General features: G+C 36.3%; 11 protein-coding genes. 5 read left to right on the top strand and 6 right to left on the bottom strand.

From position 1 onward, the window contains the following. The first annotated feature begins 16 nt into the window (after positions 1-16). The 4 genes from BLS98_RS01975 to BLS98_RS01960 all read left to right on the top strand — a co-directional run bounded on the left by BLS98_RS01975 (position 17) and on the right by BLS98_RS01960 (position 3,772). Positions 17-622, top strand: a complete 606-nt coding sequence (locus BLS98_RS01975) for a Crp/Fnr family transcriptional regulator (RefSeq protein ID WP_089733069.1) — start codon at positions 17-19, stop codon at positions 620-622. A gap of 219 nt (positions 623-841) precedes the next feature. Next, the gene (locus BLS98_RS01970; protein WP_228425438.1) at positions 842-1,207 is read left to right on the top strand and encodes a DUF3302 domain-containing protein; all 366 of its coding nucleotides are present in this window, start codon (positions 842-844) and stop codon (positions 1,205-1,207) included. A gap of 5 nt (positions 1,208-1,212) precedes the next feature. Next, complete coding sequence (locus tag BLS98_RS01965; RefSeq protein ID WP_089733067.1) at positions 1,213-2,370, top strand: HlyD family secretion protein; 1,158 nt, start codon at positions 1,213-1,215, stop codon at positions 2,368-2,370. A 1-nt stretch (position 2,371) separates the two neighbouring features. Further along, entirely contained in the window at positions 2,372-3,772 is a 1,401-nt protein-coding gene (locus BLS98_RS01960; protein WP_089733065.1) for an efflux transporter outer membrane subunit, read from the top strand. Positions 3,773-3,899: 127 nt separating this feature from the next. On the opposite strand, the gene BLS98_RS01955 is transcribed toward BLS98_RS01960, so the two are convergent. The 6 genes from BLS98_RS01955 to BLS98_RS01930 all read right to left on the bottom strand — a co-directional run bounded on the left by BLS98_RS01955 (position 3,900) and on the right by BLS98_RS01930 (position 10,534). After that, positions 3,900-4,388, bottom strand: coding sequence for a DUF6691 family protein (locus tag BLS98_RS01955; RefSeq protein WP_089733063.1), 489 nt, complete (start codon positions 4,386-4,388; stop codon positions 3,900-3,902). A gap of 25 nt (positions 4,389-4,413) precedes the next feature. Beyond that, on the bottom strand, positions 4,414-4,977 hold the full coding sequence (locus BLS98_RS01950) for a YeeE/YedE family protein (RefSeq protein ID WP_089733061.1): 564 nt from the start codon (positions 4,975-4,977) through the stop codon (positions 4,414-4,416). A gap of 13 nt (positions 4,978-4,990) precedes the next feature. Then, positions 4,991-6,403 (bottom strand): MBL fold metallo-hydrolase, encoded by a 1,413-nt coding sequence (locus BLS98_RS01945; RefSeq protein WP_089733059.1) that lies wholly within the window; start codon positions 6,401-6,403, stop codon positions 4,991-4,993. Positions 6,404-6,705: 302 nt separating this feature from the next. After that, entirely contained in the window at positions 6,706-7,500 is a 795-nt protein-coding gene (locus tag BLS98_RS01940) for a sulfite exporter TauE/SafE family protein (protein ID WP_089733057.1), read from the bottom strand. A 171-nt stretch (positions 7,501-7,671) separates the two neighbouring features. Then, a complete protein-coding gene (locus tag BLS98_RS01935; RefSeq protein WP_089733055.1) occupies positions 7,672-8,307 on the bottom strand; it encodes a Crp/Fnr family transcriptional regulator in 636 nt (211 codons plus the stop codon). A 19-nt stretch (positions 8,308-8,326) separates the two neighbouring features. Further along, a complete protein-coding gene (locus BLS98_RS01930) occupies positions 8,327-10,534 on the bottom strand; it encodes a glycoside hydrolase family 20 protein (RefSeq protein ID WP_317040599.1) in 2,208 nt (735 codons plus the stop codon). A 336-nt stretch (positions 10,535-10,870) separates the two neighbouring features. Here BLS98_RS01930 and BLS98_RS01925 point away from each other — a divergent pair, with 336 nt between their 5' ends. Then, complete coding sequence (locus BLS98_RS01925) at positions 10,871-11,707, top strand: DUF4197 domain-containing protein (RefSeq protein ID WP_181575126.1); 837 nt, start codon at positions 10,871-10,873, stop codon at positions 11,705-11,707. Positions 11,708-12,146 lie beyond the last annotated feature (439 nt).

Here is a 12,146-nt window from a genome sequence, read left to right as displayed (position 1 = left end):
TATCTTTACTCCCGTAATGGACCTATTTAAGACTTTCAAGCATATTGTTTTCTTCCAGGATTTATCTGATGAAGAAATTAATGTTTTGATCAGTCTCAGTACTCCCAGACTTCTTAGAAAAAAAGAAACTCTGACAGAACCGGGACAGTCTTTTAATCAATTATTTATCCTTTCCAATGGATTACTGAGGTTTTTCTTTGATGATGAAAACGGTAATGAAACCAATCTTTTTTTACCTTCAGAAAAAGAAGCAGCCATTATGGAAAGCCCGGAATCATTTTCAGGAGAAAGTGAAAGAAAATATACGATTGAGGCTGTTATAGAATCTCAGATCTTTTTATTTAACAAAGCTGAATTTGAAGAAGCGGCATTTCAACACAGGGGAATTTACAATGCTTATATAAAATCTTTAAAACAGATCATTAATACACTAAAGGTACGCACGGAACAGCTTTGCTCTACTTCTCCACATTCACGATATGAAGAGTTTTTGGAAACCCGTCCTTTCACTTCTCAAAATGCCAATAGGAAATATATTGCCAATTTTCTGGGCATTACTCCCAATTCACTTTCAAGGATGACTGCGAGGGTTCATAAAAAAAGGAACGAAAGAAAAAAATAACTTAGGAATACTTTTTCTCACTTTATTCGATCTATTTTTGCTTCATCAAAATACTGTTACACAATTTATTAAAAGCAAAAATGAGAAAAACATCATTCACAAAAATATATCATATTGAATCATCTTTAATCTTCATGAAGATGTAAGCTAACTGACTGGCATCTACAGTTCAGTTACCTCCTTGTTTTACCTTTAAATATTACCTTATATCAATATATTATGCAAAGAATATCCTTATTTCTCTGCCTGTTACTCTCATGCAATTTTGTTCAGGCATCTACAGGAATAGAAGACAATATAGCTGACGGTGCATCCTGGCTCATTTTACTTGTTTTACCTTTGGCCGGGATCTACCTTTTCTGGAAAGTTCACATTTATCCGGAGAAAGTAGCCGAAAAAAAGAATCACCCTCAGCTCAACGCCATAAAAAGTATGTGCCTCCTCTCTCTTATTTTTGGAGGCCTTTTATGGCCGGTTGCTTTAATCTGGGCGAACTATGATTATGGCAATCAAAATCAACCCCAAAATAATCCTGATACTTCTAACGAAGAACAGGAAGAAGAACTTAACACAATTGAAAATTAACCAACATGCTAGAATTACTCGTTGCCATATATGCCGGAATCTGCTGGCTGCTTATTAAAAAATTTAAATTGATTCCCTGGACATTTACCACACAGGTTGTGGTATACTCTCTTCCTATTTTTGGATCTATAGCTTTAATACTAAGTCTTAATTACTATTGTCCCATCACATCTGACGTGAAAGTCGGAAACAGAAGTGTGGATATCACTACACAGGTTTTGGGAAAAGTAAAAAAGGTGTATGTAAAGACGAATCAGGAAGTTAAAAAAGGAGATACCTTATTTGTTCTGGACAGAGAGCCTTATGTACAGGAAATTAAATCTCTGGAAGCTAAACTCAGCAATATGAAAGCTACCGTAAGCTCTTACAATACGGATATTGCTTCATCCAGAAAAAATATTGCCGGTTTGCAGTCACAATTGGATTTAGCCAGCAAGAGAGTGAATCAATATAAAGAATTAGTGGAAGCCGGTGCTGCCAACAAATTTGATCTGGAACAGGCGATGACGAATGTTCAGGATTTACAATCCCGTATCAGTGCTGCCCAGGCTCAACAACAATCTCTTGAAACAAAGTCTAATGCTTCTTATAATGGAGAAAACTCCTCTGTATCGGAAATTCAAGCGAAACTGGATCAGGCTAAATGGAACTTGTCTCAAACTGTTGTTTTAGCACCTACCGATGGAATTATTCCTAATGTTCAGCTTAATGAAGGAGCTATTATGGCTCCGTTTAAATCTGCTTTTGTTCTGATTCAGAAACAGCAGTCTGTCATCGGATTCTTTGCCCAAAACGAACTTGAGGCTGTAAAGAATGGTGATGAAGTAGAACTTGCTCTTAAAACAGAACCGGGAAAGGTTGTTAAGGCTAAACTTGAATACGTAATTGACGCTACCAGCCAGGGTATTATGAACAATGCAGGAGGAATGCTTGGGGGAAATGGATCTACTGCAGGACTTCCTGATACCGCCAGACAATTACCGGAAACGGATGGAAAGATGATTGCCAAATTTGTTCTGGAAGACAATCAAAAACAGCTGACTGTTGGGGCAAGAGGAACGGCGGTTATTTATTCTGATCATATTAAGCCTTTGCATCTTATCCGTAAAGTAATGGTACGAATCAGCAGTAAAATTAACTTCGTTATTCCTAAACTTCACTAATATGTACAAAAGATTCATCATGGCAGGAATCCTGGCTGTAAGTCTAAGCTCATGCATAGGCTACAAGGAACCTACCCAAGAAAACATAAACCAGTTGAAGGAAAACAGTGAAGTAGCCTCTCATATTACGATTCCTGATGATTGGATTTTCGACAGAAATGCCAATTCAAGATCTCTTCCTTATGATTGGATTGCAGATCTTAAAACTCCTCAGCTGGAAGCGCTCATCAATGAAGGAATGCAGTATAATGCTGATATTATTATTGCCAAGGAAAAGCTCAATCAGATTGAACTGGCAATGGAAATTGCAGGAACTAATCTTTACCCAAGTGTGAGTGCGGTGGCCAATACGTCTAATAATCTTGTAAGTGAAAGCCAGATCAGCCGTCTCGCGTTGAAAGCCAGCTGGGAAATTGATTTATGGGGTAAAAATAAATCGGCACAAATGGCCAGTACCAGCGATTATTTTTCAGCCAAGCATAAAAATACTCTATTATACCAATCTATTGCTGCAATGATTGCAAAGGCATATTATCTCAATATTGCCGGAAATATTCAGGAGAATATGATTGAAGGTTATATTCAGAAAACGAAAGAACTGGAAAAATTATATGTAGTTCAGAAAAAAGTAGGAACCGCGAATGCTCTTGATCTATCTACTATTTCTGCAGAAATTATTTCTTTGGAAGGATATCTGGAAAAGATCAGAAATGCCAATACACAATCCAGAAGATCTCTTGAGCTTCTTACCGGAAAATATCCTGAAGGAAAATTAACCACACAGAATTTTTTTAATCCTGTACAAAATAACATTCCTTCTTCTTTTCCATTGGAGCTTTTAGAAAGCAGATCTGATATCCAGGCTTATCATTTTCAGATAGAAAAAGCTTTTTATGAGGTTCAGCAGGCGAATGCAGCAAGACTTCCTTCTCTTACGATCAGTTCTTCGCTGGGAACAGCAGGCAGTAATGTGGAATCTATTAATTCATTATTTACAAATCCTTTACTGAGAGTAGGTGGAGGTTTGGTTTCTCCTATTTTCAATAGTGGAAAGCTTAAAAAGAATGTGGAAATAAAAAACTCCCAGCAAAAACAGGTTGTGGAAGAGTATTCAAAAGCAGTTTTGAATGCATTGAATGAAGTGGAATCATCATTAGCCAACCTGAACTCCATTGAAAAGCAGAGCGGTTTTAACCGTAAAGCCATCAATGAGCTGAAAAACAATATCAGTCTCACTGAAAAACAAATTAAAGTAGGAACCAATAACAGTTTCATGTTGATCCGGAAACAAAGGGATCTTCTTAAAAATGAGATGAACCTCATCAACCTGGAACTTCAGGACAAAATGGAACGCATCAATCTTTATATGGCTCTAGGTGCACAAAACTTCATTTTTTCATAATTTTGTACGGAAAGACAACGAATTGATATTCGTTGTCTTTTTTCTTTTGAACGCTTAACACATAAGTTGTTTTTAAGTAAAAACTTTATGGATAAAAATTGCACTTAAATTTTTAAAAATCTAAGCATTAATGAGGCAACTTATCTTTGAAATATCCATAAACCCATGTTCCGGCAATGGCACTTAAAAGGGTAACAGATACAGCTAAGGCTCCGGTTCCAATTTGGGCGAAAAGTGGTCCCGGACAAGCTCCTGTAATGGCCCAGCCAAAACCAAAGATCAATCCGCCATAAATCTGGCCTTTATTGAACTTTTTAGGGGTTAGTGTAATGGGTTCTCCATGGATTGTTTTGATGTTGAATTTCTTAATCAGCCCTACTGAAATCATTCCTACCAAAACGGCACTTCCGATAATTCCATACATGTGAAACGACTGCAGACGGAACATTTCCTGAATTCTGAACCAACTGATTACTTCAGCTTTTACGAAGATAATTCCAAAAATGATTCCCGCTATCAGGTATTTTACATTATAATACCATGGTTGCTTTAATGTACTTTCATTAACGCAAACTGTGTCCTGATGACTTATATTTTTTTCCTGTTCTTTTAACATTGATTTGATTCTTTAAAAATTAAACTTATAGGGAAAGGATCATTGGCAAAATAAGATTGGCCATTAGAAATCCACCTACCATGAAACAAATAGTAGCCACCAAAGAAGGCCATTGCAGATTGGAAAGTCCCATAATTGCATGCCCACTGGTGCATCCGCCTGCATATCGGGTTCCAAAACCTACCAGAAATCCGCCTACTACCATCATCACGAATCCTCTTACTGTTAAAAGGCTTTCAAAATTCATGAGCTGAACAGGAACAAGATTGGTGTAATCTGTAATTCCATAGCCTGCCAATTCGGTCTTCAGATCAGGATTAACCGTAATTTCTGATGGATTCAGTAAAAAATTGGCTGCAATCATTCCCCCGAAGAAAATTCCCAATACAAAAAACAGATTCCAGGCTTCCTTTTTCCAGTCGTATTTAAAGAAGTTAACATTGGCTGGAATACAGGCAGCACAGATGTGTCTTAGCGAGGAACTGATTCCAAAGGATCTGTTTCCCATTATTAATAAAGCTGGAACGGTTAAACCGATTAAAGGTCCTGCTATATACCATGGCCATGGTTCTTTTATGATCTCCAACATATCTATTGTATTATTATTTTAAAACTTTAGTTTGACAAACAAAATCACTTTTGGAAACTCTTGTAGAGGCAATGGCTTTAAAACCGCCTTCAATTTCTGTAAAGTTTCTGTATCCTCTTGCTTGAAGAATACTGGCAGCAATCATACTTCTGTATCCTCCGGCACAATGCAGGTAGAAATGTTCTTCCGGCTGAATCTCATCAATCCATTCATTAATATAAGCCAAAGGTTTACTGTAGGCTTCATTTACATGTTCTGCAGCATATTCACTTTCTTTCCTTACGTCAATAATCTTCACTTCTTTACCTACTATCTCTTTTTCAAACTGTCCGGCAGAAATACGGTGTACAGAATCCGTTTCTTTTCCACTATTCTTCCATGCTTCAATACCTCCTTCTAAAAATCCCAGAATATGATCGAATCCTACCCTGCTTAATCTGGTTACAGCTTCTTCTTCATCTCCAAGTTTTGTAACTAGTAGAATAGGCTGATTTACATCTGCAATCAGGGCTCCTACCCATGGTGCAAAATCGCCATCCAGCCCTATATTGACCGATTGTGGGATAAATTCTCCGGCAAATTCACCATTGTTTCTTACATCCAAAACCAAGGCAGCGGAGGCTTCTGCTATTTCTTCAAACTGCTTAGGTTTAAGAGCATGCAGTCCTTTTGATAAAACTTCATCAAAGCTATGATATCCTTTTTTATTCATCATCACATTCATTCCAAAATATGCCGGCGGTGGTAAAAGTCCATCTGTTACAGCTTTAATAAAGCTCTCCTTGCTGTTCTGATTAAGCGCATAATTTGTTTCTTTTTGGTTCCCTAATGTATCAACTGTTTCTTTCTGCATATTTTTACCACATGCGGAGCCTGCCCCATGAGCGGGATATACTGTAATATCATCATTTAAAGGTAGTATTTTATGGTATAAACTGTCATAAAGCAACCCAGCCAGATCTTCCTGAGTGATATCTGTTGCTTTTTGGGCAAGATCAGGGCGACCTACATCTCCCAGAAATAAAGTATCTCCACTGAAAAGGGCCTTCTCATTTCCCTGTTCATCAATTAAAAGATAACAGGAACTTTCCAACGTGTGCCCGGGTGTATGAAGTACTTTTATTGTAATATCTCCAACTTTAAATATCTGACCGTCTTCTGCTATGATGGCCTCAAATTCAGGTTTTGCAGTGGGTCCGTACACAATTGAAGCATTCGTTTTATGGTTTAAATCAAGATGACCACTCACAAAATCGGCATGAAAATGAGTTTCAAAAATATACTTTAACTCCACTTCATCTTTTTCTAATCTTTCCACATAAGGCTGGGTTTCACGTAAAGGATCAATAATCGCTGCTTCTCCGGCTGAAGTAATATAATACGCTCCCTGAGCCAAACATCCTGTATAAATCTGTTCTATTTTCATTTTAATTTATTTTTGATTTTGTTTTCTTACACAAAGTTCCTGGTTTCTGTTTTCTCCTACAGTTACTTTTGTTACATAGCAGGATTTTGAAACCAATATTTAATTTTTTCTCACCACAAAAGAGTTTTAAACACTTTAGTTCACTGAAGAAAGTTTAGAAACTGTTGCAGAAGATGAAAATCTGAGATTTTCATAAAACTTAAGTGCTCTTTTCAACAGTATGAATAATAACTTATATTTTACTTAAGTGTTATGAAACTTTTGTGGTTCAATTATATTATAGCTTCCCATAGTATACTTATTTATAGAAAGATTTCTCTGGTAATAATATAAATGCCCATCACCAGAATAAACCATCCGAATGCCGGTTTCAGTTTTTTGCCATCTATCTTTTTTGAAATCTGTGAACCGATGATAATCCCAATAACGGCAATAGCTGTAATAGAGAGCAATAAATTCCATTCTATTTTTGTACTGCCGATGGATGAAGAAAAACCAATCAGAGAGTTTAAGGAAATAATCACCAACGAAGTTCCTATCGCGATTTTCACCGGAACTTTTAAAAGGTTGACTAATGCAGGGATAATCATAAAACCTCCGCCAGCACCTACCAACCCGGTTAAAACACCGACTATTGTTCCTTCTCCGGCTGCCAACAGAGCTTTATTTCTATTAAAATCATTTCTATCCGAATCTACGGAATTTTGATTTTTAATCATTTTATAGGAAGCCAGAATCATTAAAGCTGCAAAAATCAACAGCAGAAAAACATTTTTGGTTACAGTAAAATCTTCTATACTGAGAAGTTCTTCCGGAATGAGAGGCAATAGATATATTCTGGTTAGAAAAATTGAAATAACGGAAGGTCCTCCAAATATCAGAGCCATTTTAAAATTAACCAATCCTTTTTTGAAATAGGCAATGGATCCCACAGCACTGCTCATTCCCACAATAAAAAGGGAATATTCTGTAGCCAAGAGCGTATCAATTCCAAAAAGATACACCAATACGGGAACGGTCAGAATACTCCCACCACCACCGATTAAACCTAAAGAAACACCGATTAAAACGGATGCTGCATATCCTATAATTTCCATTTGCTCAACTATTATGATGCAAAAATGGATTTGTTTAGGAAGAACTACAGCTACTTTTGTTACATAAGGGTTAACCACCCCCGTCAAAAATTCTTTGAATTTTCGCCACCCCTTCAGTGGAGGGGAATGTGAGCGTATATTATTAGCTGGAAGCGAGAAGGCGAATTGTAGTTAGTTTGTAGGTTTCAGAAGAGTGATTTTGTTTCTGCCTAATTTAAGTCTTCCATCTTCTTCAAGCTGTTTCAGAAGTCTTGATACCACTACACGAGCAGTTCCCAATTCGTTGGCGAGTTGTTCATGAGTAGTATTTATGGTATCTGAGTTAGTAATTTCTGATTTTTTCTGGAGAAGATTCAGGAGTCTTTCATCTACTTTTTTGAAGGCAATAGCATTGATAATATCCAGTAATTCTTCAAAACGTTTGTGATAAAGTCTGAAAATATAATCCAGCCACTCCGGATGTTCTTTGATAAATAATGAAACCTTATCTACCGGCAGGAAAAGAATTTCAGCATCCTCTTCTATTTCTGCTTTTACAATACTTTTTTCATGGTGCATCCCACCCAGAAAAGACATGATACAGCTCTCCCCCGCTTTGATATAATACAATAGGATCTCACGCCCATCTTCCTCTGTACGGATCACCTTCATCATTCCTTTCATCACAATAGGAATGGAACGTATAGATGCATTTTCATCTAGAATAATATCTCCTTCCTGATAGTTTTTGGTGATTCCGTACTGGTATAACTTTTCAACCAACTCCGGGGAAGAAGAAAATTCTGAAGAAAGTATCGTATCCTGCATTTTATTAAATTGAACAGGGCTAATTTACACCAATTTCATCAACAAACAGCCAAGCTTTTGAATCAGCACCGGGATTTCCTGCTGGAATAATTCCTGCATTTTCAATCATAATCTTCATATATCTTGCATTTTGCTTCCCCAGTTTCAACTGTATTTTTCCCTTGGCATTTTGAATGTCCTCCTTTCCTATTTCTTTGATGATTTTAAAATCTTTATTGTCATCAGAAACAAAAATTTTCGCAGATTTTGCAAGATGAATCCAGCTTCCTTTATTTTCTAATGTATTAAAATAGATTTCCGAAAAATCGGTTTTCTGACCAAAATCTATTGTTGCGACTACATCTTTTCCCTGAAAGCCAAGCCATGTTTTGCCAAGCTGTTTTACATTTCCGATAATTCCATCAATCAAAGTAAAAGCCCCACCAAATGAGTAATTTTCACTTGGCTGCTGTTCAAGGGTAATCTTTTTTCCTGTTGATTTTGATATGGTAAAATCTTGTGATGAAATGGCACTTTTCAATTGTCCATCTTCAAAATAAGCAGATTTAACCGTTAAAGAGCTCGGGATGGAAACAGGAGTCTGATAGGTCTTAGAATTTATCGTTGGAACCGTTCCATCTAAAGTATATCTGATTCCGTTTGAATTTTGTGAAGTATAAAGTTCGTAGGCAATTCCGTTGTTTAAAGGGATTACTTTTCCTGTGATGTTATAGATACTTTTTGCGTAGTTAACATTCATTTTGTTCAGTATTTTGAAGTGACTGATGACTCTGTTTTCAAAATCTTTATAATTTTTAGGATCCGAAGTACCCCATCCTACTTCGGAAAGTGCCATCAATCTTGGAAAAATCATATACTGAACCTGTTTGAAATCCAGGATATATTCAGTCCATAGATTAGCCTGAACGCCTAGAATATATTGAGCCTGTTCAGCATTTAATTCTGCAGGAATCGGATTATAAGAATATACTTTATCCAGTGGGGTAAATCCGCCGAAAGCATTAGGTTCAGACTGAGGATCTCCCTGATAGTGGTCAAAATAGCAGTATGCTCCGGGGGTCATTACGGCAAAATGTTTTGCTTTTGCAGCTTCAATTCCTCCGTTTACTCCTGTCCAACTCATTACAGCGGCATTGGGAGCCAATCCACCTTCCAGGATTTCGTCCCAACCGATAATTTTACGGCCTTTGCTGTTAATATATTTTTCAATCCTATGAATGAAATAGCTTTGCAGCCCATGTTCATCTTTCAGATTATTCTTTTTAATTAATTCCTGACAATGGGCACATTCTTTCCATCTTGTTTTAGGACATTCATCACCTCCGATATGAATATACTGAGACGGAAATAACTGAATAACTTCATCCAAAACATTCTCCAGAAACTTAAATGTTTCATCTTTAGGGCAGAAAACATCATCAAAAACACCCCATTTGGTGGCAGATTCAAAAGGTCCTTTGGTACACGCCAATTCAGGATAAGCGGATAATGCTGCAAGGGCATGACCAGGCATTTCAATTTCCGGAACCACAGTTATATGCCTTTCCTTAGCATATTTTACCACTTCTTTGATCTGTTCCTGAGTATAAAAATAAGGTCCGTAAGGTTTTCCATCAAACGTATTATCTACGTAAGCTCCAATCATTGATTCTTTACGTTTTGAGCCTATCTGAGTAAGCTTCGGATATTTTTTAATTTCAATTCTCCATCCCTGATCATCTGTTAAATGCCAGTGAAAAGTATTCAGTTTATACATCGCCAGATAATCAATGTATTGTTTTACCTCATCTACGGTAAAAAAGTGACGACAAACATCCAAATGCATTCCTCTCCAGGCAAATTTCGGCTGATCTTCAATCTTCATAGCAGGAATTTTCCCACCGTTCTTATATTGTTCTATAATTTGAAGAACCGTCTGAAGGGCCAGAAAGCGACCTTGTGCTGTGTAAGATTGAATGAAAATACCTGTTGGTGAAATTTCAACCGCGTATTTTTCTTTTTCCTGCTCTTCAGCTAAAGGCACTATTGATGGTGGAAACAACCCAAATATCAGATGTGATTCATCTTTTTTGCCGTATGTAAGCTTAGGAAAATGTTTTTTGAGATATTCATCCTCTTTTAAAGGTTTCCCTTCCAATATTAAAGTTTCAGGAATGATAAATTCTCCTTTTAAAAATTCAACTTTCTGAGGATAAGGAATAACATTCAATTTGTTTTGAGCTAACATTAGGTTTGAAAGTAATACAAGTAAGATGAAAAAGTTTCGTACCATTGGATGGGGTTAAAGTTTTAGCTAATATACTTATTTTTCAAAACTTTAAAATGGTTCAGATTCTATATTTTAATCATAAAAATCTATACTAAAAAATACAATTCCTTTTTCTGAAAGGTTGTTAATAACTCAATTAATCTGCAAGTTTTTTTAACCTTAAAATAATTTAAAAACCAGTCCCTTACCTCAACAACACCCTGTTTTCAAAATTTCAAAAAAAATAATGGTTTATTTTTTGATAAGCTTAGGTCACTTAAAAGATTAAACATCTAAATTTGTAAAAAAAATACAATGAGAAAAAGCATTTTTATAGCAGCCGGATTATTCCTTTCAATTTCTACACAGGCACAACTTCTTGATATTTTAAAATCAACTGTTAAAGACAAGACAGGAATTGATCTTAATAATCCACAGGCCACTAAAGGTTCCACAGCCACAACAGCAAACACGGCTACGACTACAACAACTCCCACTTCTACTTCAACAAAAACGTCACCTCTTAATGTTGGAAATCTTACCTCAACTCAGATTTCTTCCGGATTAAAAGAAGCTTTAAGCGTAGGAGTAACGGATGGAGTAAAGAAACTGGCTTTAACAGACGGGTTTTTGAAAAATGAAGCCGTAAAAATCTTAATGCCTGAAAAATTAAGAAAGGTTGATATGACTTTACGTTCTGTAGGATTAGGCAGTCTGGCTGATGAAGGGGTAAAATTATTAAACAGAGCGGCAGAAGATGCTGTAACGGAAGCGGCCCCTATTTTTACCAATGCCATTACTTCTATGACCATTACAGATGCTAAAAATATTCTGTTAGGGAATAATAATGCGGCAACAAGCTACCTGCAAAATAAAACTCAGAGCCAATTATTTACAGCTTTCCAGCCCAAAGTAAAGGCTTCTTTAGGAAAAGTAGGCGCTGATGCAGTTTGGAAGAACCTGATTTCAAAATATAACACTTTTACAGGACAATCTGTAACCACTGACCTTAATGAATATGTAACTACAGAAACGATTAATGGAGTATTCAAAATGGTAGCTGATAAGGAAAGCGGAATCAGAAATACACCGGCTATGAGAACAACAAGCATATTGCAGAAGGTTTTCGGAGCGCAGGATGCTAATAGATAAATCAAAATTTAAATAGAACATAAAAGGTTGTTTTCAGGAATGAAGCAACCTTTTTATTTATGCCTTAATTTCTTTTGTCTTGAAACAAAAGAAACAAAAATTCAAGACTTGGATTCCTTTGCTAAAAATAAGTTCTTCTCTCTAAAAATTTTAAACTCGTGCGGTAGCTATATAATGATAATATCAGAATTTATCCCGCACTCAGACAGAAAAATTTTCTTAACGTTCACAGAAATTATTTTTTTAATACTCCGGACTCCTATGTCATTTCAATACATCACCTTCCATTTAAAAGAGGTAAAAATATTTCTACTAGAATAGCTTTCAAGTGAGTAAAGATGATGAAAAATCCGCTTAATCTCCATAATCTGCGAGAGAAAAATATGATTTCCGAAGAGATTCTTCATTCCGTATTTGAACTAAGTTCGCAGACCTTCAG

Source organism: Chryseobacterium jejuense, assembly GCF_900100075.1.
Lineage (GTDB): Bacteria > Bacteroidota > Bacteroidia > Flavobacteriales > Weeksellaceae > Chryseobacterium > Chryseobacterium jejuense.
This window is presented reverse-complemented; position numbering and strand designations above follow the sequence as displayed.